The sequence below is a fragment of the Oscillatoria sp. CS-180 genome, from assembly GCF_028330965.1.
In the GTDB taxonomy this organism is placed as follows: Bacteria; Cyanobacteriota; Cyanobacteriia; order Phormidesmidales; family Phormidesmidaceae; genus Halomicronema.
Genome location: NZ_JAQMUB010000097.1, coordinates 15,761 through 38,626 on the forward strand (window position 1 = coordinate 15,761; position 22,866 = coordinate 38,626).

General features: G+C 52.7%; 22 protein-coding genes. 9 read left to right on the plus strand and 13 right to left on the minus strand.

Annotated elements, in window-relative coordinates:
* Positions 1–2: 2 nt before the first annotated feature.
* From PN498_RS26430 to PN498_RS26460, 7 genes are all read right to left on the minus strand, one after another.
* Positions 3–1,586 (minus strand): VWA domain-containing protein, encoded by a 1,584-nt coding sequence (locus PN498_RS26430; protein WP_272066457.1) that lies wholly within the window; start codon positions 1,584–1,586, stop codon positions 3–5.
* Positions 1,587–1,596: 10 nt separating this feature from the next.
* Positions 1,597–2,751 carry an AAA family ATPase gene (locus PN498_RS26435; RefSeq protein ID WP_272066458.1) on the minus strand — a complete coding sequence of 385 codons (1,155 nt, stop codon included), beginning with the start codon at positions 2,749–2,751 and terminating at the stop codon, positions 1,597–1,599.
* A 99-nt stretch (positions 2,752–2,850) separates the two neighbouring features.
* A complete protein-coding gene (locus PN498_RS26440) occupies positions 2,851–3,522 on the minus strand; it encodes a hypothetical protein (protein WP_272066459.1) in 672 nt (223 codons plus the stop codon).
* A gap of 103 nt (positions 3,523–3,625) precedes the next feature.
* On the minus strand, positions 3,626–4,717 hold the full coding sequence (locus tag PN498_RS26445; RefSeq protein WP_272066460.1) for a hypothetical protein: 1,092 nt from the start codon (positions 4,715–4,717) through the stop codon (positions 3,626–3,628).
* 255 nt (positions 4,718–4,972) lie between these two features.
* A complete protein-coding gene (locus PN498_RS26450) occupies positions 4,973–5,224 on the minus strand; it encodes a hypothetical protein (RefSeq protein WP_272066461.1) in 252 nt (83 codons plus the stop codon).
* Between the two features lie 42 nt (positions 5,225–5,266).
* On the minus strand, positions 5,267–6,397 hold the full coding sequence (locus PN498_RS26455; protein WP_272066462.1) for a DNA sulfur modification protein DndB: 1,131 nt from the start codon (positions 6,395–6,397) through the stop codon (positions 5,267–5,269).
* On the minus strand, positions 6,327–8,006 hold the full coding sequence (locus PN498_RS26460) for a hypothetical protein (RefSeq protein ID WP_272066463.1): 1,680 nt from the start codon (positions 8,004–8,006) through the stop codon (positions 6,327–6,329). The genes PN498_RS26455 and PN498_RS26460 overlap by 71 nt, the downstream gene beginning before the upstream one ends.
* 166 nt (positions 8,007–8,172) lie before the next feature.
* Between PN498_RS26460 and PN498_RS26465 the strand changes: the two genes are divergently transcribed.
* The 4 genes from PN498_RS26465 (at position 8,173) to PN498_RS26480 (ending at position 12,151) form a co-directional block, all read left to right on the plus strand.
* Positions 8,173–9,621, plus strand: a complete 1,449-nt coding sequence (locus PN498_RS26465) for a hypothetical protein (protein WP_272066464.1) — start codon at positions 8,173–8,175, stop codon at positions 9,619–9,621.
* Between the two features lie 204 nt (positions 9,622–9,825).
* The gene (locus PN498_RS26470) at positions 9,826–10,662 is read left to right on the plus strand and encodes a ParA family protein (protein WP_272066465.1); all 837 of its coding nucleotides are present in this window, start codon (positions 9,826–9,828) and stop codon (positions 10,660–10,662) included.
* Between the two features lies 1 nt (position 10,663).
* Positions 10,664–11,725 (plus strand): ParB/RepB/Spo0J family partition protein, encoded by a 1,062-nt coding sequence (locus PN498_RS26475; RefSeq protein ID WP_272066466.1) that lies wholly within the window; start codon positions 10,664–10,666, stop codon positions 11,723–11,725.
* A 102-nt stretch (positions 11,726–11,827) separates the two neighbouring features.
* Complete coding sequence (locus tag PN498_RS26480; protein WP_272066467.1) at positions 11,828–12,151, plus strand: hypothetical protein; 324 nt, start codon at positions 11,828–11,830, stop codon at positions 12,149–12,151.
* A 1-nt stretch (position 12,152) separates the two neighbouring features.
* Here the strand turns inward: PN498_RS26480 and PN498_RS26485 are convergent, their stop codons facing one another.
* The 3 genes from PN498_RS26485 to PN498_RS26495 form a co-directional block, all read right to left on the minus strand.
* Entirely contained in the window at positions 12,153–12,815 is a 663-nt protein-coding gene (locus PN498_RS26485; protein ID WP_272066468.1) for a hypothetical protein, read from the minus strand.
* The gene (locus PN498_RS26490) at positions 12,799–13,329 is read right to left on the minus strand and encodes a hypothetical protein (RefSeq protein WP_272066469.1); all 531 of its coding nucleotides are present in this window, start codon (positions 13,327–13,329) and stop codon (positions 12,799–12,801) included. Before PN498_RS26490 ends, PN498_RS26485 begins: the two co-directional genes overlap by 17 nt.
* Before the next feature lie 106 nt (positions 13,330–13,435).
* The gene (locus tag PN498_RS26495; protein WP_272066470.1) at positions 13,436–13,633 is read right to left on the minus strand and encodes a DUF4113 domain-containing protein; all 198 of its coding nucleotides are present in this window, start codon (positions 13,631–13,633) and stop codon (positions 13,436–13,438) included.
* 83 nt (positions 13,634–13,716) lie between these two features.
* Between PN498_RS26495 and PN498_RS26500 the strand changes: the two genes are divergently transcribed.
* The 3 genes from PN498_RS26500 (at position 13,717) to PN498_RS26510 (ending at position 16,917) form a co-directional block, all read left to right on the plus strand.
* Positions 13,717–15,024, plus strand: a complete 1,308-nt coding sequence (locus PN498_RS26500; protein WP_272066471.1) for an MFS transporter — start codon at positions 13,717–13,719, stop codon at positions 15,022–15,024.
* A gap of 192 nt (positions 15,025–15,216) precedes the next feature.
* Entirely contained in the window at positions 15,217–16,179 is a 963-nt protein-coding gene (locus tag PN498_RS26505; protein ID WP_272066472.1) for an alpha/beta fold hydrolase, read from the plus strand.
* 54 nt (positions 16,180–16,233) lie between these two features.
* Complete coding sequence (locus PN498_RS26510) at positions 16,234–16,917, plus strand: SDR family oxidoreductase (RefSeq protein WP_272066473.1); 684 nt, start codon at positions 16,234–16,236, stop codon at positions 16,915–16,917.
* A 15-nt stretch (positions 16,918–16,932) separates the two neighbouring features.
* Here PN498_RS26510 and PN498_RS26515 read toward each other — a convergent pair whose 3' ends face one another.
* The 3 genes from PN498_RS26515 to PN498_RS26525 all read right to left on the minus strand — a co-directional run bounded on the left by PN498_RS26515 (position 16,933) and on the right by PN498_RS26525 (position 21,186).
* On the minus strand, positions 16,933–18,420 hold the full coding sequence (locus tag PN498_RS26515) for a PDZ domain-containing protein (protein ID WP_272066474.1): 1,488 nt from the start codon (positions 18,418–18,420) through the stop codon (positions 16,933–16,935).
* Positions 18,421–18,510: 90 nt separating this feature from the next.
* Complete coding sequence (locus tag PN498_RS26520) at positions 18,511–18,936, minus strand: hypothetical protein (RefSeq protein WP_272066475.1); 426 nt, start codon at positions 18,934–18,936, stop codon at positions 18,511–18,513.
* A 369-nt stretch (positions 18,937–19,305) separates the two neighbouring features.
* Positions 19,306–21,186, minus strand: a complete 1,881-nt coding sequence (locus tag PN498_RS26525) for a DEAD/DEAH box helicase (RefSeq protein WP_272066476.1) — start codon at positions 21,184–21,186, stop codon at positions 19,306–19,308.
* A 99-nt stretch (positions 21,187–21,285) separates the two neighbouring features.
* Here PN498_RS26525 and PN498_RS26530 point away from each other — a divergent pair, with 99 nt between their 5' ends.
* Complete coding sequence (locus PN498_RS26530) at positions 21,286–22,347, plus strand: endonuclease NucS domain-containing protein (protein WP_272066477.1); 1,062 nt, start codon at positions 21,286–21,288, stop codon at positions 22,345–22,347.
* A 185-nt stretch (positions 22,348–22,532) separates the two neighbouring features.
* Entirely contained in the window at positions 22,533–22,862 is a 330-nt protein-coding gene (locus tag PN498_RS26535; protein ID WP_272066478.1) for a S24 family peptidase, read from the plus strand.
* Positions 22,863–22,866 lie beyond the last annotated feature (4 nt).

The following is a 22,866-nucleotide window of genomic DNA, read 5'->3' on the forward strand; positions in this document are numbered from 1 at the left end:
ATTCAGATGTCAAAGACCTGATGAACTTGAGGGTCGCTCAAATCTCTGACATGGATATTTATGTCGCTGAAGCGATCTAAAACTTCAGTGTTGACATAGCTGCCGACGAGCAGCGTATAGACCTTGAAGTTCAAGCGCTGCTGGGCTTCTCGCCATTTCTGGGAGAAGCTTTCGGTCACATCGGCCTCGCCATCCGTAATGAACACGACATCGGCCTCTTTCAGGTCCGCGTGTTTATCCAGGGCGTCGAGAGCTTCAGAAAGCGGTTTCATGAAGTCGGTGCCGCCCCCGTACTGCCGATCTGCCAGATCGAGCCGATCAGCTGGAGAGGCCGTTAATGGGTCAATGTCCTTGACGTGCCGCACCTGCGAGTCATAGAGAATGACCCGTGCTTTTCGGTTCTGGCTCTGGGCGATACCCACCAAGGCCAGCATCAAGCCGGTTGATTCAACCTCATTCGGCCCATCCATCGAACCAGACTTGTCGAGACAGATGACGACGGGGCCTTGTTGACCGTCATCACTACTGCCATCGAACTCCTGTTGCATCAGGGACTCCTCGGCGAAGTCTTTCATGAAATGGGTGCGGGCCGCATCGAGGGCGACTCGGACTAACTCAGAGGGAGCTAGCTTGGCGAGATCGTTGCCCGTGCTGGTATCAGCAATCTGGTCGGGCACTTGTTTGGAGCGCTTTACCCCCTGCCGGAGGGCCGCGATCGCCTGGAAGCGACCCGCAGCTTCAGCGATTTGACGGAACCGCTGATTGCTCATCAGGCGTTGGGCGACTCGCTCTTTCTGTTGGGCCGTACCAGGACACTTGAGGGTGCCCAGGCCATCTCCCCAGCCAAAGCCAATCAGAGCCATGCGTTGCTCATACACCCTGTTCAGGGCTTGATACACTGCATTGGCGATTTCCTCGGCCATTGCCTCGCCAATCTTCTCAGCGAAGGCTTGGGCCGCTTTATCGACTCGCCCCATCTTGGTTTTGATCTTCTGAACCGCTTTCTTGAGGCCAGCGACGTCAAAGTCGAGCTGTTCAAGCTGCTGTTGCAAAGCTGCTAACCTTTGCGAGTCGGTTTCCGCTTGTCGTTCCAGCTTGAGACGCTTGTGAGCTTCCTCCCGTGCTGTGAGCTCAGTCTGGAGACGCACAAACTCCGCCTCTAGTTCTTCAGCCTTTTGCGGGTTAAAGCTACGGGGCGGTTGGGGCAGTTTCTCAATCGCCCACTCACAGAGCTTACAAGTAGCTTCCCCGGCTGCCAGTTTGTTATTTCGGCAGGCAATCTGAAGTTCGCCGATGTCCACAGACTCATTGATGAGCTGGTGGAGGACATGCCCCCAGAGCGCTTCGGGTCGGAGTTGATCGTGGGGAATCGGTTGGGGTGCTGTGTAGAGGCGGTGAAACATCTCCTCTGCGAATAGTTCCCAGCCCTTTATCCGTTGCTCACCAATGTCGATAGCGGCTGCAAAATCGGGGAAAGCCTGCAAGTAGTCCTTCCAGGTGTCCCGATCCCATTGGGACAAGACATAGCACAGTGATGCTACCTGGGATGTCCAGTTAGAAGGGATTGGTTGAATCTGCAAAGTCATGGTTTGCTCCTTAGTGAGTGATCATTTGGCGATGCGTTTCGAGCTGGGTGATCTTCTGGTCAATCACCGTCAACGCTTGGCAAATTTCCTGGGTCTGCGGCACCTGGGCCAGGCCATCCTTGAGTCCCTGCAAATCGGTCAGCGCGATCGCGGCTTGACCTATTGCAGTGTCGATATCAAAGTTCTGCATGGCCTGGGTTGCCCTATCGATCACCGGATCAAGCGCTTGCTTGAACTGCGATTTCGCTTTTAAGGGCCGCAGCTTCAGCAAAGGCTTCAGCGTTCTCTCGATGACTAAAATTTGCTTTTTGTCCGTCCAGAGCACATGCTTGAGGACGGCGAAGTCTGCGCCGGTCACTGCGCTGTTGCCGTTGAGGAACGCCGTTGCTTGCAGTAAATCGACGCAGCTACCCCACCGCCGATCCGAGGCATGAATATCCTCAACAGCAAGTTCTTTGCGAAGGCGAGCGATCGCCTCCTGCATGTCGGGAGGAAAGTCAGTATTGCTGGCCGCTGCCTGCATCTGCTGAAGTTCAGTGATGCTGAGGACAGTCGTGATGAATGGACTGTCACCCGTGGCACGACGCCGGACAAACTCCAGAAAATTGGAGTCTGACTGCATCCAGTCCACCTCAATGCGGAACAGGAAGCGGTCTAGCAGTGGCGCGAGGGCTTCGGTTTGAAGCTGGGAGATACTGTTTGCCGCCCCAAACAGGCTAATGAGGGGCATGTCGCACATCTCACCATCGTTGAGAAACAGCCGTTCCTCCATCGCCGTGTAGAGGGCGTTGAGGATCACGCTGTTGGCCTTGTCAATTTCATCCAGAAAAGCCAACGGCTTCCCTGGCATGAAGTTCTCGAAGGCTCGGCACAGTCGGTCGTTGGGCAGTTCAGACACTCTAATCGGCCCAAAGAGCTGATCCGTAGTCGTGTCCTTGCCCAGTTGCACTTGAAAGCAACCGCCTGAAATGGCTGAAGCAATGGCGCGAACCAGGCTACTTTTAGCCGCGCCCGGTTTGCCAAAGATTAAGCAGTGCTGGCAAGTCAGCAGTGAGAGCAGGATGATGCGGATAAGGTCTGCTCTCTCTAGGAAGATTTGGTTTAATTCCTGCTCCAGCCGCAACAGCTTGTCACGGGGGCCGCAGGAGGTTTTTACTTTAGGCATAATCTTTCGCCTTTATAGGTCAGCCCTGCACGGCGATAGCCCAAAAAACAGCCACCCAGACGGATGGCTGAATAGAAGCAAAACTATTGATAATGAGGCTTATGCCGCTGCTGCGATGCCTTCGACGACTGTTGCCAGTTCTTCAGGTGTGAGACTTTCCACCTTGCGGCGTCGGACAGCAAGAAGCTGTTTCTTGACGATGGATTGACGACAATCAGCATCAGTGATGCCTGCTCTGTCGAGTGCGACTGAGATAGCGGCTCTCGCGGTGGTCGGTTCATCTTCGTCAGAGGCTTTGATCGTAGAAGGAATTGCAGCAGATTCCGGGGTCTGAATAGGTTCAGTATCGTCTTCAACCACAACGGTTTCGACTTCTTCGGCTGCTTCCTCTTCCGGAGTGTATGCCTCACGAATGGCGGCTAGAGCCTCCTCTAGTTCCTTTTGAGAAAGGTCGGCAGCTTTGCGGGCACCAAGATACTGGGTTGCCACGGACCTGCGAGCAGCCAGTTCGACAACCCCAAGTTCATTCAGCAAGTCGCTGATGTGCTGGGCGTTGGATTTGGGCGATGTGGCATCGTGACAGGGAGCTGCGACAAGGGTTTTCCCTTTCATCAGTGAGGCAACTGGTTGAATACCGAGTTCCTGGCCTCGCAAGATTATGGCAACAGCCTGCTCCTCATTTTCCAATTCCTTGAATAAACCACTAGCAAAGAGGATTTTGCCAATTTGAATAGTCTCTGCAAGGAGAGTATGGGTAGTGTGGGTGTTCATAGTGTCCTTAAATATGCGAAAGAGATTTCATGCCCGCTGCGCCTAAGCGCACAGAAAACGGCATCCCTGAAAATCAGAGATGCCGTTTCATGCTTTGATGTCGTCAGTCAATGCCGACTCCGTTAACAGTCGTGGCTTGACGCCGGACAGGGACTTGCTCGGATAGGGCTTCACTACAGCGCAGGGCAAAGCGATGAATCAGGTTGTTGTCAGTGATTCTTGGCTGTTCGGCTCTAATCTTATTAATCAGTTGTCGGGCAATCTGAACTGAGACATGGTGCCGGGTTCGCCCCCACTCAATTAGGAGTTGCTCAATCAAGCTCTGCATCTCCTCATCGTTGAGCTGATCGGCGGTCTTGCCCGCCATCTGTTTGACCTGTGCCAGCGTGTGTCCAGTCCTCTCAATGACCAGTCGGATGCGATCTCGATTGAGCTGCCCCTGATCCATCTCTTCGCCCTCGATGGGCATCCGCTCTAGACGAGCCGCGCTACTGACGTCTTCCAAAGGCTCGAAGTCTGCGTCAAGGGTCTGAATTTCGCTATGTTCGACCGCAAAGAAATTGCTGGCATTTGCGGCCAGTATCACCGATCCGACGAAGGACCGCTTTTGGGCCATTTTGTCGATGGTGTTGACCTGATCGAAGACACGATCGTTGGGCACTTTGCCCTGTTGCTGCGAGATGATTTGAGGGTCATCGCTCTGGAACTTGGCGTTGCATCCACCAGACTTTGTGTGGCAGTACCAACCTTTATCGCCAGTTTGCTTATCGGGGTAGTTACTGCGCTTAATGGCTGCCGCTCCACATTTTGGGCAAGTCCGCCCAGATGTACGGTAGCGATACTTCTCCTCCCATGAGTTACAACTGGCAACACACTCTGCCACCACATCGCCTAAACGGTCTCTGAGAGTGCATTTGTATTCAAAGTTAAAAAAGGGCTCTTTGAATTGTTGCCCAGTCCAGTCTTTAATCGCCTCAAGTCGCTCAAACGACTCACGTAACCCAAACAGGGTGGCAATCTTTTCTGCCCCTGGCTTAAACAGGACGGGTTTGTCACCGCAGCCTTTAATTGTTCCGTAATCAAGCCCTTCCCGCAGAGAGCGCTGGATAAACAGGACAAGGGTGTTGTAATGGTCAACCGCCGTATTGATTTGCTCAATACTGGTCTGAGGCAGGCGAACAATTGCATTAGTCATAGCTATGAACTCTTATGCGAGACATCAGAGCAGCGTGGCGACAGCCAAAAATATCTGCACCTCGCGAAGAGATGCAGATCAGAGATGGTGATGTTGTTAGGAGCGTTGCTGTTGAGAGTGAGAGCACTGCACCCTGGTGGGTGACCGTCAGCACTTCGGGCGGCACAAGGCACTTTTACCTGATGGGGAGATCTGAGCAGCGGCAGAGAGCATCCCTGGCCCTTCGGTCTAGAGCCTCAGAGCGATAGCGCCACTTCAGGAAAGTAGGCTCTTTACGATCGCGGCGGCGTGTTCAACTTCGAGTCTCGCCGTTCTTAGGCGCATCAGGCTCCGCCGAAGCCGACACTGAAAGTTGGTCTGCGGATCGGTCAACATCCGTTGGGCCGTGGGGGACAGCTCCAGCGCTGCTGCGATCGCTTCCAGTTTCTCATGCAGCGATCGCAGCTCGACTCGACTCGGCATAATCTGCTGAGTTGATTGTTTTGGAGGGGTTTCGTATAAAAACATAGCCGTTCCGAATTAAGGTCGAAACGGCTACGCGAACGCGGATTAATCCAGCTCGATATTCATCTGTTGGGCAAAGTAGGCAGCCAGGGCAGCCGCCGTCCGCGTGTTCTTGGTGATGCGACCACCGAAGCGACACACCCTCTCCAGGTCTGGATTATAAGCACTCCAATTCACCTGATTGAGACGTTTCAGCCAGGTTAGGCCACATCCTTTTCGATGCTGATGATTCCCTAGAACGCTCAGGGCATTCAGAGAAATCGCATGGAAACTCATGGTCTCTGCTCTTAAGGTTTCGGCGTTAGTATTCGCATCAACGGTTTGCCAATCGGGGTGATGCTTACTGACGGCCTTCCAGAAGGACACAGCCAACTTGGATAAGTCCCCTTCCAGCCCCTTGCAAAGCAACTTCGAGCACTCTTTCAAGGTATTCATCGTAAAGAGGTCATCGCCTTTGGCATTCGTCGCCTCTAGCGCTGTCCGCCCCTCAAAGATGGGAACCCCCATCAAGACGGCTCGGGCAATCTCACAGTAGGGATCTCCACTATCAAAGAGGGCGATGATACTCTGTGATGGTTTCGCGGCATGTTTATTGATGTCCAAGAACATCTGTTTACGCCGCCGTCCGTCCGCATCAGGGATCAGCATCACCCCGAGCGTCTCCTGCTGTACGAGGGGCTCCCCCCTTAAATGGGCTTCAATAGCCCCCCTTATGCGATGCTGTCCATCTGCCAGCCAAAGCGTGGCTGAAGCTGGCAGTGACAGAGTACCAAACTCCGGGGTAAAGGCTTCTAACGATGAGATCCCAACGTCATCCTCAAACTCCACTCCACAAAACTCAAAGGTTTCATTCTGTGAAATATCTACGGTCACAGTTACCGGGGGAAGGACATAGCTCTCATGAGGCAAGCACCCTTTCAAGATGTATTGAGCTACCTTCTTGACTCTCGATGGATTGAGCGTTCTCTGGGCCAGAGTAAGGGGCCGCTTTTTGCCGTCTCGCTCACGCTCAAAGAACGGGCGAAAGTATTCGGCAAGCTCAGACATACGAATGTTAGTCATCCAGTAAAAGTTGCCGGACTGCCACCCTTGAACAACGGGCAGCTCAATTCGCTTTTCGCCGCTTAGCTGAACGAGCTTTGCGAGAGATTCGGAAACCGGGATTGCGATCGTCATGATTTTCTCCTAAAACGTTGGGAACTTGGCCGGTGATCATTGCCCACTTCAGGTCATAGGCTTCGTCTAAAATGCGCTGCTTTTCGTATGGCGCGGCTGGCAGTACGACAAACTGTTCTTCAACGAAAGGCGGCTTGGGCTTTTCCACCTTCTTCCTGGGTTTGCCATTTCGCCCGACACTGACTGTGATAATTGGCTCGGGTCGGGGAATTGTCCAAAGCCGCAGGGATAACTTCTCGTGAACCGGACGTTTGCCGTAGCGATCGCTTAGCTCACGTAGATATTCCTGGCTGCTCTGCTGCGTCCCTTGATGAAGAATCCGAGTTTGGCGGTAGGGAGCCTTGGCTTTGCCGTCAAAGATTCTTCGCACGCAATAGACAGCCCAGGTTTTACCCTCCAGAAGATACTGAGCCTGACGAGCTGCTAGCTCACCGCCATATTCGCGCTGGATGCCGATTTCGTCAGTCAGTCGCTCGGCCACCCAGGCGGGCCAATCGTTACCGTCAAGCAGGTGGTAATAGTGCTCGACAGCCTTACCGTTATTGCTCTCCAACAGCGCCTCAATAACCGTCTTACGTCCGTAGAGAGGTTGATTCACGTTCAAGCCCAGTGAAATATGCTCGATGAATGCAGCTTCACCGCCATACTCCGGCTCGTTTAGCCAATCCTCACGGAGGTCAGAATGGGTGTTATTCCCCTTCAGGCGTTTCTTGCCATTGCACTCGGAGAATGGACAGGAATTGACGCAGTAGGACTTTTTGCCTCGGGTGATGCGACCTGAAGTTTGGCGCACCAGGAAAGCATCTAGATAATCTTCACACCACTTTCGCCCCAACCCCATCTCGATCAGCGGAAATCGAAACACCTGTTGGCGTTCAGGGCTTTCCTTGATCCGACTGGCTTCATTGGCATTGAAAGCGATGGAATAGTCGTAAGGCTGATCACCAAAGTTCTTTTCCTTGAGGCGACTCACCTCGTCCGCATTAAACCCCACCTCGTAAATGGGTGTCTGCACTGTGACGCTTTGATCCTTTGCTGCCCGCTTTGCCTCATCCGCGTTAAACCCGATGAACCGCTCACGGGGACTATCCCCAAACAGATAGGAAGCGATCTCGTCAATCACCCACCCCTTGAATTTCAATGTACAGAGCCGCTTTGAACCATTTCGCTGCGGCACAGTACCCGACATGATCAGCTCCAGTAGCAAGCTGTAGGAGCCCCGCTGAAAGTATTCGACGGGTTGCCGCGTGGAGGACAGCACCGTGATGCCGTGTCGTTCAAACTCACCGTTGCGGTGGGCTTGGATAAACCAGATATTGTGCTCACGACATAGCGGGAAGATAGTTTCCTCCATGATCCGCTTTGTCTCGACAGACTCCCCACCCACGACGGCGTGGATGACGACCAGATTACAGAGTGGGAATCCTCGCTCTGCATCCGACATTTCGCAGTAGCGAACCAGCAGAGCATTGCTATCAACGCCCGCGCCACTGGAAAGCACATGAGGCTTGAATCGAGGTGCTAGCTCTTGCGCCATTTGGAAGAAAGCGTTTTCTTCCGCTTCATGGAGAAAGTGCAGTGGTGGCAGTTTCTCCCTTGAGATAACCATAAGTTTTCTCCAGAAAAATTTTCTAGAGCCTCAAGGCGACAGCACAGCAGTACTGGATCTGGGACGCAAGCACAGCATCTACCTCAACTCCTCGCACAGTTCCTAGGTCGAGAGTGGGCGGAGTAATGCGAATAAGCGTGGTGCATCTCTAGAAAAAATCCTAGAGATGCAATGCGACACGACTTGGCATGTTCTGAAGAAAGAAAAAAGCGAGAGCATTGCTGTGTTAGGAAATCAGCACCAGTATCCGAGTGGGGTTGTCTCCATGCTGCCGTTGGTTCAGATTCCTCAAACGCTGAGAAAGCACTTACAACCGTATCGTGCGGTGTTCTGCCGCATCGCTGGCTTTGCCCAAGTGAGCCGTTATCTGACGGGTCTATTGTTGAGTCCAAATAAGACGTTGCAAGGGATCCATGCCCAGTGGGTGTGGCCTGAGGGCGAGGGGGTTCAGCGTCGGGCGATGCATGCGGCAGTGTTTGAGTCCGCGGGATGGAATTGCGAGGACTTGATGCAACGGCATCGTCAGGTCGTCGCTCCCGCGCATCGGGGTCGCGGCAGGGCGGTGCTGAGCCTGGATTGGACCTTTGCCCATCATCCCTACAGCAAGAACATCTACGGCGCGAAAGCGGCTTATGATTACGTCAATCGTTGCTGGAGTCGGTATCAAACGGTGGTGACAGCGGCGATTGCCAATCCGCATCGGGTCGATGGGGTCGCCGTTGAGGTGCAGTTTCCGAACTACCAGCGAGAAGAGTTGGCGTACTTAGAGATGACCGCTCAAGAAAGCTATGAGCAGATGGAGCAAGTGCATCAGCGCCTAGAGGAACTGCTGCACTATCAAAAGAACCGCTTAGCTTACCGCAAGCGCACCGAGATGGCCGTTGATATGGTGCGACAGTTGGAAGCCGAAGGCGAGTTTCCGCAAGCGGACTATGCCTTCGATTGTGGGGTGCTCTCAAGGCCGTTAACTGAATTGATTGAAGCCTCTGGCAAGCACTGGGTGAGTGAGATTGAAAGCTCTCGCCTGATTCTCTGGCAAGGGCAGTGGCAGCGGGTGGATGGGGTCGCCCAGCGGTTGCGTCTCGAACATCCCGAGAGCTTTCGCCCCAAAGTGGTCACTTGCCGCAACGGCCGGAAACGAGAAATTTGGGCTTTTACCAAGACCGTGCGGTTGAAAAAGTATGGCTCGAAACGGCTCGTTATCGTGCATGAAACCGCTGAACTGAGCGATACCCCGCGATTTTTGTTGACCGATGCCCTGCATTGGGACAGCAGTCGCACCTTTGCCACCTGGAGTTATCGCTGGCCGATTGAGACCTTTCATGAGTTTGCCAAGCAAATTGTGGGCTTTGAGGCGGCTCAGCTACGCAAGGAGGAAGCGGTGAAACGCCACTTCTGTCTGAGTTGCGTGGCGCAGTCGTTGCTCCAAGCCACACCGGCCTCTGGGCAATCATCGGAACGGTTTGACTTTGCTCCAAACCACGAGCAAACCATCGGCCAACGGCTCTACACCTTGGGTCGAGAAGCCTTGCAGCAACTCCTAGAGATGACGCAGAGGCTTCTAGCTCAAGGGCGGTCCATCGCTCAGATTATGGAGGTGCTCATGCCGACTTAGCGATAAGTGATCGCCAACGCTGAATTTTCTCTGCTCGTAACTTACCAAGTCGTGATGCGATAGCAATTTTGTGAGTTTGTATAAATCTGGATTTATACTTTGCAAGTTGAACCTATAATTCTGTATAAATCTGGATTTATACGTTGTGAATCCAGGGAGATTGCTGCCTGTGAAAATCTGGATTTATACGCTAGGTGAGTTGGAATGAAGCGAAAACAACTTAGAGTTGCGATTATGAGCAGTGCTGGCGGCACAGGGAAGAGCACAGTAGCAGTGAACACGGCTTACCAGCTGGCGCGAATGGAGATGGCGACGGTACTTGTGGACTGCGATCCGAATGGTTCTTTGGCATTGTTTACAGGATTGGAAGATCCCTCGGCAGAACAAACTTTAGCCCATGTCCTGGCTCCTTCAGAATTCAAGGGGGATTGGCCATTGCTTCCTATTTGGGAGGATAAGATTGCTGGGGTCTCTGCCTGCTTAGGGGGATTGCCTCTATACGAGGCCGTTAAGCGTATTGATCAGGAGCCGAGAGGGGTGTATCTGCTATCGGATGCGCTCGAAGACTATCCACTAAAGCATGATGTTCTGATTTTCGACTGCCCAGGAACAATCGAGCGATATCATGAGTTGGCTTTGGCTGCCTGTACTCATGTTTTGATTGTCCTGCATCCAAATACCAAAGCAATTAATGCTGGATTTAAGTTGATTGATTGGGTGTATCAATATCGCAGTAAGCTCAGGTTAAACCCACCCCCTCAGATCTTGGGCATTGTCCCGAATGCCTATCAGAAGGATGCAGCTATGCACCGCAACCATATGGGTGAAGGTGTTGCAGACGAGTCGGAAACTTTGCCAAGTATTTTGCAGAGCCTACCCGATCCGATTAAGTTGTTTGATCCCATTCGAGAAACCAGACTGCTTGGCAATGCGGCAGATTATGGTTTACCTCTGGGAATTTATCGACCAGGAGAGGGGATAAACACGGTTTTTGCGTCGATTGCTCAAGAGATTGCCAACAACCTTGCGGGAGAAAATTAGGATGGTGCGAGAGAAAAGGAAGATTTCTACTTTGGTCGCTGGAGCTGTAGGCTCTCAAACGCAAACTCTTTTGCAGGAAAAGGATACCGAAATTGAAACATTAAAGGCTCAGCTTGAAGGGCTGGCCAATAGTAATGGAGGTGGTGATGGCTGGGCTGAGCTCCCCGTTGATGCTATCAAACCGCTATCAATTCGTTCCGGCAACCAATCAGTTGATCAACCGCGAAAATATTTTGAGCCAGTTGCACTTCAAGATTTGGCTGAGTCCATTAAGGAAGATGGATTAAAAGAGCCCATTGTTGTGCGACATACCCCTGATGGCTACGAAATCATGGATGGGGCTAGGCGGCATGAGGCTCACAAAGTCGCCGGATTATCCAAAATCAAAGCTTATGTGAGGCAGAATATCTCGGATGATGAGGCCCTGGCCTATGCCCTGACGACAGATGCCTTGAAGGAGAAAATTAGTCCTCTAGAGCAGGCGATATCGGTTGTTGATCTACTGTGTCTGAAATTGAATCTGAGTGAAGCCGGAGTAAAGAGTCTGCTATTTGCTATGCAGAATGATGCGATCGGCAAAACAAATCCTGATGACCGTGATGAAGTGCATCATCAAAAGGCGCAGGTCGCTCACGGCGTCCTTAACTCTATCGGTGTCACACTGGGAACGATGGTTAACAGCCGTTTGAAATTTCTAGATCTAGCCCAAAAGATTCGCAGGGCATTAGAAGCTGGACAGATCAGCCCGACCAATGCTCTCTTGATCAATAAAGTTGATAGTCGCTTTCACAATCGCTTGTTGAAAGAAGGGAGTCTCCTCAGTAAGAAGGACTTGCAAGCGCTTATTGTCAAACTTACCAAAGAGGATAAGTCCACAGGTGTTGAGCTGGAAAACGCTTTTACACAAAATCCTAATTCAATTTATGAGCAGTCCATCACAAGAATGCAAGAATTGAGTCAGTCGCCTCTTGTTCAAGAAGATACTCGTGCCCGACGCATGTTTCTCGACATCTATGAAAGGCTAAACAAGCTTGGTAAGTATGTTGAGTCGAAGCACAGTTGATCGGAAGGTGATTCAGTGGTGAGGACAATCTAAGACTTCACGTTAGTGAAGTGTTAGGGAATATCTGGGAGTATAATGATTAAGAATGTTCCCTAACAAATTATGTCCCCTAAGTCCCCGACCGACAAGCTTCTCCCCTCTCTCTCAACTTGGAAGTCATCCGACCTGCGAGCGCTACAGGCAGCGCTCGCAGGATTGATTGAAGCGCTGGAACCTTCCCAGGTGAATCCCAAAGATGCTGCGGATGATGATGGCGGTGGGAAAGATGAATTTGAGCAGGCAAGGACAAAGGGAGCGAGAGGGCATATCGAAGCGAAGTACATTCCTCGTGGCAATAAGCAGCACGGCCCCTATCTCTATTTGCGGTACTGGCAGGGCGGCAAGCTGCGGTCGAAGTACCTGGGCAAGGCGCAGCCAGGTTCTTGACCTATTGCGGACAGGTCGATACGAGGATTTGGAGACTATAGAAAGACGGCTCTATTGCTTCCAGCTCAAATCCCCCCAGCAGTAGGCTGAGCCAGAGCTGCACCAACGGCCAATCTAAAGCCTGTCGGAGGTCTAGTAGCGGAATTGGGTGAGGGTGAACCTGAAACCAGGCGTGGATGTCCGCTACCCATTCCTCAATTCGTTCTTCATGGGCAACGGCGATCGCGGCTGCTTTTTGCTCTGCCAGTTCCACCTCGTCCAACATCTTCAGGACGTTTTCTTTAGGCACTTCGCCCACCACCGTTCCTGATGCCTTCTTCGTCTTGCTAGAGGCTGTGCGAGGACGCCGTTGGACAGGGGCCGTTAGGTCTGACAGGTCAACGTGTTGTGACTGCCGCACAAAGCCCTGGAGCCAGTCTCCCGGTACGTTAGGGTCTTGGGGGTCATGGGTATTCTCCCATTCCTCCAAAAGCCATTCAGCCTTGGCTTGATAAATCTCGGCTAGACGCTCGAACACCTGACTCCCCAAAGTCAACTGCTCCTGAATAGACAATTGAGATGAGGCTACTTCAAACTGCTGGCAAAGAGCTTTCAAGTTAGCTATGGCAGGGGTTTCAGCGGCATCTTCAAGTGCCAGTTCTAGCTGTTCAGGCGGATGGGTCATGAGCTAACTCTGCCGTCGTCTTTGGCTTCAATGGGCAGGGTCTGATGGGACATTCCGTGGGCTCCATTCGGATTTCCGGCTCAAACTTCGTAATACCAAACTGCTCACGAAGGGTTTTGAGGACATCCGTCAAGTATCCCTGAATCTGCTGATTCCGCATCCCCGCGCAATGAATCGGCTTTACCTGCAAAACCTGCTGGTCGCCTTTCCATACCGAAACAGCGATGGCGTGGAGTGGGGCATCCTGCCGCTTCTGGCGATATAGATACAAGTAGGCCACAGGCTTTAAAGCGACAGGCACTACCAGCGTCTCCGGCTTTCTTGTGCATTGCCTCTGCTGATAGAGACTCCGCCGTGAGGCATTGTTATCCCGACGATTGCGATAGTGCGATCGCCTGCGGTGGCAACGGCTCTCGTCCCAGCAACCGTCTCCCTCTGGACCGTGTTGTTGGCGTGCCTCAGCTACGGATAACTGAGCGCAGTCCAGACATTTAGGATCAATGCGTCGGGGCACAACATCAACCTCAATATTTAGTGTAAGTTTTAGCGTAAACCTTGAATTAGTGCAAACGACCTATCTCGGTAAAGGAAAGGAATTACACTACAAATTACACTAAATTTCAATCAGCCTTCATCAACTCATCCCAACGAGTTGTGTCCTGGGGCGTTCGTGCAACGTCTCCGAAGGAGAATCGTGTCTGCCACCCTTGCTCCCTTCCTGCCGCCGCGCTTCGCACTGTCTCAGGGCCAAACCGACGATTGAGTTGATCCACCAGATTTATCAGTCGATGCGATCGAACGTGCTTCCCAGAGTCCATATACTGTCAGGAAAAAGCCCGTAGGCTCGCTCACGTTAGGCTAATAACCACCCCCATGTCCAAGCCCTAACTAAAAAACACTTATGGAGAATCTTTCCGCCCTATCTCAGCCTTTACAACAGCTGAGAGCATGGCTGCCTCCCCTCAAACGAGAAATTTGGATTCTCTCTTTCGGTCAACTGATGCTGTTCATTGGTCAGGGCTTCACGCTAGTCTATGCCTCAATTTACTTCGTAAACGAATTAGGCTTTTCACCGACCCAAGTGGGCCTGGCTCAGGGCAGTATCGGGGTCTCAGGTCTCGTTGGCCGATTTTTTGCCGGCAATGCTCTAAACTCGCCTAAATTGGGGCGTCGCGGCACGCTACTGTTGTCAGCTGTCATTGCTGCTTTAGGCAGCTTCCTCCTAGCCTCTGCCCACACGTTCGCTGTATTGGTAGCGGGCAATTTACTGTTGGGCTTAGGCATTAGCCTCTATTGGCCCGCCACCTTGACGGTCACCACTGATTTGACCGAGCCAGAACATCTTACTGAAGCGATGGCCCTGGCCCGTCTTGCGGATCATTTGGGCCTGGCGGTAGGCGCGTTAATGGCGGGGCAGTATATTGCTGCTGCTGGCAGTTATCCGGTTCTCTTCATCGCTAAAGGAGTACTCTATCTCTTATTTAGCGCCGTCATCTGGTTCACAATTGCGGAAACCCGTCACACAGACGCACCTTTGACTGCCTGGGCCGATTGGGGAAAAGCTTTACGCGATCGCGCATTTGCAATCTATCTCCTCGCCAACCTGTTCTTTCCCATCTATGCCGCGCAATCCAGCAGCACCTTACCGCTTTATTTAGCTAATTTTATGCCGGGGGGCAACACTGAGACCGGGTTCTCAGGGCAGTTTATTAGCTACTTTTTCGTTTGGCATGTGATCCTTAAAATCTGCCTGCAATTACCGCTAACTCGCGTATTCCGCTCGCGATCGCATAGCAGTTTGTTGATCGCTGCCCTGATCGTGTGGTGCTTGGGATTTGTCATGATTTGGCTGCCTCATGCCGTCCCCCAAGTAGCACTAGTGGCCGTTGTGAGCGCCATGGCCTGTTTAGCGATCGCTGATGTCCTGTATGGCCCGTCCGCATCGGCTTTAGTCGGTGAGTTAGCGCCCGCCTCTCTGCGGGGCATTTACTTCTCGCTAGAGTCGCAATGCTGGGCGATCGGCTTCCTGATTGGGCCTAGTCTCGGCGGGTGGGCATTGGACCATCCCACGGCAGTTGGCGCAAAGCTCTGGCTGTACTTCGTTTTAAGCGCGGTGATTGCCTTGGCGCTGTTAATTCTGTTGCGACGAGAGATCGTTGTTAGTCAGACACTAGCGGCTGAGGAGGAGACAACAGGCTCGATTGCTTGAAGAGTGAGCACAAGAGGAGTCCTAAAACTGTAAGGCTGCGGTGTAGTGATGGATGCAATACCAAATTGAGCGTTGCTGAATCAATGATGATCAGACTGGTATAGGGACCGTTCGATAAAGCAGCATTGATGTTTCTCTCGCTCAAAAGCAGGAAGATGTTCAAGCGACGTCAGCTGGTGAGTGTATTTGGATATGTCCTTTAACCGCATCATTCCGAAGTCTGACCTCGAACCGTTTCTGCCGCTCCTGGCTCAGCAGATTCAGAACGGCGATGCCATTGCCTTCCTCAATCACCTGCAACGCCAACCCATCACGGTCTCTGATCTGGTGACTGGCGCTCCTCCGGTGCCGGTACCGACCGCCGTGATGGCGACCGGCAAGCCTACACCAGACGACTCAGCGCCTCTGATCCTGCTCCCTGTGTTTGACAGCTCTGCCTTAGAATTTCGCCACTTGATTCCTTACCTGGCTCCCCACAAAGCCACCTATGCACTTGATGTGTTGGGATTTGGCTTCACAGCCTCTCTGCCGTCTATCGCGATCGCACCCAGCACGATTCGCCAGCATCTTTACGCCACTTGGCAGCAGTTAATTAACCGTCCGGTCTTACTGCTGGGGGCTTCGCTGGGCGGGGCGATCGCCATTGACTTTGCGCTGAGGCATCCGGACTGTGTAGAGCGACTCATTCTGGTGGATAGTGTCGGCTTTTCTGGCAGTTTTCCGCTGGGTCAGTATCTGGATGCCTCGCTGCTGAACTGGGGAGCCGACTGGCTGCGGTTGCGTAAAAGCATGGCGTTTCAGGCAACGGCAATGCTGCCGTTTACCAGCTCAAGCCAAACGGACAAAATTCTGTGTGCCATGCTCCATCAAGCGATGCCCGGCTGGAAGCAAGCCATCGTTTCATTTACCCAGAGTGGTGGCTATGGCTACTTGACTCAGCATATTGCTGCTATCCAACAGCCCACCTTGATCCTTTGGGGCACGCGCGACAACACACTCGGCACTGAAGATGCCTGGAAGTTTAAACAAGCGATCGCTCGCAGTCGTTTGGAGTGGATCGCCGGGGCTGACCATGCGCCTCACATTGATGCACCTGAGGCCGTGGCCGAGGTGATTCTGCAAGACTTTAGTGAGGATAAGGATGTAGGAGCATGATGGCAACATCCGTTAGGATCATTGGGCACTCCATCAATCCCAGCCCAGCGAGCCATGAATAAACATATTGTCATTACCGGGGTCAGCCAGGGGCTAGGGCGGGTGATGACAGAAGCCTTCATCGCCCAAGGGCATCGGGTCTCGGGCTGTGCCCGCAATGCCGCCAAAATGGATGAACTCACGCAAGCCTACCCGTTACCACACCAGTTTGCGGCTATTGACATCGCCGATGATGCCAGTGTTAGTCAATGGTGTCAGCAGGTTCTAAACCACAATGGTGTACCTGATCTGGTGATCAACAATGCGGGGCTAATCAATACCCCGGCTCCGCTATGGGCCGTGCCCGTAGCCGACTGTGAGGCGGTGATTAAGGTCAATCTCAACGGCATGATTAACGTTATTCGCCATTTTGTGCCGCCGATGCTGGAGCAGCGATCGGGCCTCATCATCAACTTCAGCTCCGGTTGGGGACGCTCTACCTCGCCAGGAGTGGCTCCCTACTGCGCCACCAAATGGGCCGTGGAAGGGTTAACTCAGGCGATTGCTCAGGAACTGCCGGACGGCATGGCAGCGGTGGCGCTAAACCCAGGCATCATCCATACTGAAATGCTGGAAACCTGCTTTGGTGAAGCCGCCGCCACCTATACGTCTCTGTCAGCGTGGGCAAAGTCAGCAGTGCCCTACATTCTCGGCATTCAGCCGCAGGACAATGGTCGTCAGCTATCGGTACCAGGATAGGGCAGGCATAGCACCCTAAATGGGCATCATGCCTGCCCCTAACGGTCCGCTCGGCACCTGATGAGTCTGGCGTTGAAAGGTGCCAGTTTCCGCCATCCGTAGCCAGGTGAGTGAGATTGGCTCACGGGGAGTGGCAGTTTGCAAGGCATTAACGAGATCTGGCATGGTAGCGATGGGGCGATCACCGTAGCGCACGATAATGTCCCCCGTTTGCAGTCCAATTCGATCTGCTGCTCCATTGGGAACTATTTCATAGAGATAGACACCGCCCGTGATTGCTAGCTGTTCCAGTTGCAGTGTCAGTTGCTGTGCCGTGCGAACATACTGGCGAGCAGTTGGATCGCTGTCGGCAAACATATCGGCATAGCGAGAAAATGCTGCGATCGCCTCCGATGTGCGGCCTAGCTGCCGTAAACTGATCGCCTTAGCCACCACAATATTCCAGGGATCAGAGTCTTGAATTACAAGTGATTCATTGACCTGAGCATAATCGTCTAGGGCGGCATCTCGCAGTTTTTTCGCTTCTTCCAGTAGGGCAGCGCGTTGTACCACTAACTGTTCGCCCTCCGATACGGCGGTTGCCATGAGGGGAGCTACCTCCTGCTGGGGGAGCAGTTCACGAGGTGCCAGCACCTTGAGAGTGCTGAGCTTGGCTTTGGCATCGGCGAGAGGACTCTCCAAATTGTCTAACAGCATTAACGCTGATAGGTGGGCGAGTTGTGATCGATTCTCCAGCTTGCGGATCGCCAGCTTTACCCGTTTTTCATGGTGGGTTACTAAGTCTGGATTATTTGAGTGCTTGACCTCGGCAGCCTCTGACAACTCTTGTAACAGCGACTCTGAAGCGTCTCGGACCTCTGTCAAGCGGCTGTAGAAGGCTTCGACCCGTGAGGCGTTAACGTTGCCATCTAGCAGTACCTGGATGAGGGGTTCCCGCACCTCATAGAGGGGATAACTGGCAAAGGCACTCCGCAGGGCGGCGATCGCCTGCTTTTGAATTAATTGCTGATAACTCCCTTCAAATGTTTGACTCAATGCTGGGGCGACTTGCTCCCGGACTGTCCCGAGTCGTGCATCAAAGTCATCGCTACTGTCCCCCGTCAAGGCAACAGGCAATAGATTCAGCCGTGCATCCAGGTTTGTGATATTAGTGAAGACCTCCTCTGCTATGAGGGCTTTGGCTTGATTGATCTTGCGCCGCTTCTCTTCGGGAGAATCGCCCTGAAAAATCTGGAGCTGATTGGCAACGGTAGCTCCTTCCCCCACACCGCCCTCAATGTTGATGACATTGTTTTGCCGTCCGGCCACAATAATGCCAATACTACCCACGATCGCTATCAGGGCAGAAACCGCTATACTGACTGGTTTTTGGACAAAGTGGATGACTGAATTTTTTATTTGCGTCAGGTTCCCGCGAGCCTGACCGACTTGAGCATCCTCTACTGAGCTATCCCGAATGTTGAGATCCTGATCAGATTCCGGTGGTGTAGGGTCATTCATCATGTGCTCTTTTTGTCAGGCGTTTCAGGGGGAACTGTTCGAGAACCACAGTTTCTGAATCCGAAATGCATGGAATGCAGTGAGACGAAAAAGCTAGACGAAGAAGCTTGCTGCTACCCCAAGCCATGGCAGTAGCTTTTCGAGCAAAGGTTTCACATTTGCCCAGATACTTTGACTGGTTTCGATGGATTCGTTTGCATCCTGGAGCACGCCTGCGAGCTTTTTCAAGCTCATGGCGGCAAAGTCCTTATCAGGAGACTCACTAGCGGCTTCCGTTTTAGCGGCACTGAGATAGCTCAGGGCTTTATCACGCTGCTCAACAGGAAGGAGACTTTTTTGTATGTGAGCTTCTAGCACTGCCAAGAGATCAATTGCCTCGGCCTGGGTATTTGCAACACCTTTCGCCACGGAGTGATCAGTTTGTACTTGGGTGACATCCCGTTCAGCCTGCCCAATTTGTGCTCCAGAAACGTGACTGCCATGAATATTGATGGATTGGGAAGAAGGGGGGTTGGACATGGTATCCACCATCGGCGACGATGCCTCAATGCTAGCTCAAGCCCTAATGCTCATCATTTCCTTTTAGCTAACGTCAGTTCGGGTTAAGTAAAGCCCCAAAAGCCAGGCAGTGCAAGAACTTACCAGAAACTCCTTCTTCACCATTTTTGCAATAAGAGTCACTAACGAGAATATTCTCAATACTGGGGCTTATTGAGAAAGCTTGGGACAGTTGATTTTCTAGAAGCCAACATAATGCAACGGTTTGAGCGATTCCTTATCCCGAACTCAGGTTAGCTATGAAGATTTTGGCTGAGGGGACCAGGGCATCCCATTAGCAGATAAGCCAAAAGCAGACTAATAGACAGATAGAGGGAGTGACACATCTACCTATACCACCTTCTTCAAAGCCCCCTCAATCCGCTCGACAAACCTTGACCGGCGATCGCACGTCAACACCAACACCTCAATTGCCCTCGTCATCGCCACATAGAGCAATCGTGCCTCTTCCGCGTTGGCGGAGCCGTCCCGGAGGGACATCGCTTGATGCGGGTTCGGCAAATATCCTAACCCTGGAATAAACACTACCGGAAACTCCAGCCCCTTGCTCGCGTGCATCGTCATCAGCTTAATGCTTCGCTCTGAGGGGTCAAAGTTGCGGCTGTCGCGATCCTTGTTGATCCAGGCCACCGGCAGCTCCGCCTTCGTTAACTCCCGAAAGATCCGCTCCCCCATCCATTTGCTGCGGTAGAGAATCGCCATCTCATTCCAGGGAATGCCCCGCTCTTGCAACTGCTGGGCGCGATCGCGAATCCGCATAATCTCCTGCCCAAACCCCGAACATTTCATCAACTCGGGTACTGGCCCCTCTCGTCCGGCACTGTTGGGCATAATCAGCGGTGGCATATCCTCATCGGCGACATTCAGCGGTTCCATCACCTCTCTAGCAAACTCATAGGCCAGCATCAACACTTGAGCCGTATTCCGATAGTTGAGCTTCAGAATCGTAGTGCGGCCCTGGGCCTTGATGCCGACACTTTTAAAGCTGAACTGACGGCTCGCGCGTTGCCCGTAGAGATTCTGGGCGTCGTCATAGAGCACTAGCAAGGAATCAGTGGAAGGGCTCACCATTTGAGCCACCAGTTTCAGCCATTCTGGTTCAAAATCATGGCCTTCATCCACCATGACCGCGCCATATTGCCCCGCTGGAATCTGTCCGGCATCGACGGCGGCCACCACGGACTTTTCCAATTGCTCAATGAAAGCGCCTCCCCTGTACTTGTTTCCGTCGGGACGCGGTAGCCGATGCTGCTTGAGCTGATCCATGCACCAGCCATGGAAGTGGCGCACTGTGACGATGCGGTCGAGACCCTTTTCTTCCATCAGCATTCGCAGTCTGGAAGCCAGAGCCACGTTAAAGCACAGCACCAAAACCGACTGTAGGGTTTCCGCCAGGTGCTGACAGCGATAAGCCAGAATCAAGGTCTTGCCCGAACCGGCCACCCCATGAATCACCCGATGCCCTTCCCCGAGGCTGCGAGCGAGTTGTTCTTGCTGCAAGTCCATTACCTTGAGGATCTGTGGAATCGCAGTTTGGAGGGTTTCGGTAGGTTCATCGTCGAAGAAAGAGAGCTGCTTGGCTGAGATGCGCAGATCAGGGTAGAGGTGCCAGCGGATGCGGTCAATCTGCTCATTGGTAAGGGTGTTGCCAAAGTCGTAGTGGCTCATAGTCCAAAGCCGCTGCTGAAAGTGTCCTGGATCGACGCTCTCGGTCATTTCGTCTTTACAAATCACGAGATGAGACGGAATGACTTCGGCCAAGACTGGTTGGGAGTCAAACTGGCGGCGTGTGATCTGAGGCAGAACGACTCCATAGGCATAGGGGCAGAGAAGTTTGCCTTGGTAACGACCTTGAGGCTGCACGAGCTGCGAGTCTTGCTCTAGCAGCGAACACATCTCCAAGACGTAATCACGGGCTTGCTGTAGGGGATTTTGAACGTGCTTGGGCTGCCCATGAGGAGCGATTAGAAATTGCTCCGGGTTGACTTTGCGAATGGTTTCTAGCTTCCAGTCTTTGACTTCCAGAACAAAGAGACCTCGGCACGGGTGCAGCAGAATAAAATCAGGATGCCGGTATTGGGGGCCAACGGGAACGTCGTACCAGAGCAAATAGTCGTCATCGAGTTTGGCTCTGAGGCATTGGGCTAACCGACGCTCTCCAGCGGTCATGCGGGTGGCGCAGCTGCCATAGGCCGGAATCAGAGTTGCCATAGAGTGGGGTTGCGGCTTTGCTTTTAGGATGCCCAACTGCGTTAGGTTTAGCTTTGTTGGTGGGTTTTCTAAGCTGAGGGAGATTAAGCTGGCAGACTGATGGGTATAGAACTAAGCAACGTCTCGCTTCAACCAGTGGGGAAAAGTTGGGAATTTACCAGTGAGTTAGCCCTCGAAGACTTGATTTGGGAACGCCTAGAAACTCTACTTCAGCTCAAGCCCTTTCGACGGCAATATGCAGTGATGGGTGAAATCTGCGACATTTTGGCACTCTCACCTACAGGGCAGCTAGCCATTCTAGAGTTGAAGAACACTGAAGACCGCTACATCGTTCAACAGCTGACTCGGTATTACGCCAATCTGCTTGAAGAGAGGCCACTTTCAGAGCATATTGATTACACCCAACCGCTTCGGCTGATTGCGATCGCGCCGACTTTTCACCGCCACAATGAGATTGACCGGCAATACAGTCGTTTATCTTTTGAGTTCATTCGCGTCAGGGTAGTTAAAGAGGAATCGTTCTTTCTTGAGCTCCAGTTTGAGGATGCTGAGCGTCCTTCTACAAGGATGACGCTGCCGTTTCGAGAAGTTGAGTTGGGGCCGCAGCGAAGCGATTTACCGTTAGTACCAGATTTATTAATGAAGTGGTTAGGAGGCTGTTCCGCGGCGGATCAGCAGGCGATTTTAGCGGCACGGGAGCAGATCCTAAGTTTTCATTCCCGAATGCAGGAAATGGTCAGCAAGACGACCATTCAGTATGGCACGGGCAAGACAAAGCTCTGTGCAGAAATCTGTTTTCACCGCAGCCAGCAGCAGCCAGTGGTCTTTCTCTGGCTAACGTTGCCGACTCATGTCATATCTCCACGTAAGCCGGAGCGTACTGGTCGCTTAAGGCTTTGGCTGCAAGACAGCATGGTCACGTACGTCGGTCATGTTCCCAAGGGCTTGGGGAACATGCGTCTGCAGGCAGAGTGGGAAGCTACTCCCAAGAGCAAATGGCCTAGGAAGTATTTAATTTCGAATGCGAGCCATCGCTCGATGACACCGGTGAGGATTGAGGGATACTACCGAGCAGTCTTGGGCGGTCCACAAACCAGGGTGACGCTCAATGAGCTGGTGGCTGTAGCGCTTCAGAAGTGGTTGAAGAAGCTAGGAACTTGAGAACTTGTCCTTATCGGATGCAAGAGGAAGATTCTGACGCGCTTGTTGTCACAGGGCAGGGGGTGAGTACGAAAGTTAGGTATCAAAGCCGTCAGGAAAGGGCAGAATAGGGCAAGGGGTAGCAGTCGCCCGCGAGTCTAGCTTGGATGCCGACGGATACACGATTCACTCAATGGACCAGGTCAATGGGCTTTCCCGTCCCCGGCGATGCCATCGAACAGAGCCTCGATCTCAATCGTCATTTAATCCACAACCCCGCAGCCATTTTCTTCATGCGCGTGGATGGCGATGCCGCAGCGGATGCGGCAGTCTTACCCGGCGATCTGCTGGTGGTTGATCGGTCTTTAACGGTTCAGAATCACTCCTTGGTTGTCGGAATCATCGATGGCCAGATGCAGGTGCTGCGAGTGCAGCAGCACGGCGCTCATTGGGTGCCAGTAGAGGATTTTCATCAGGGTACTGTCACCTCGCTGGAAGTCTGGGGAGTCGTGACCCATATCATTCGCCAGGTCTAACCCA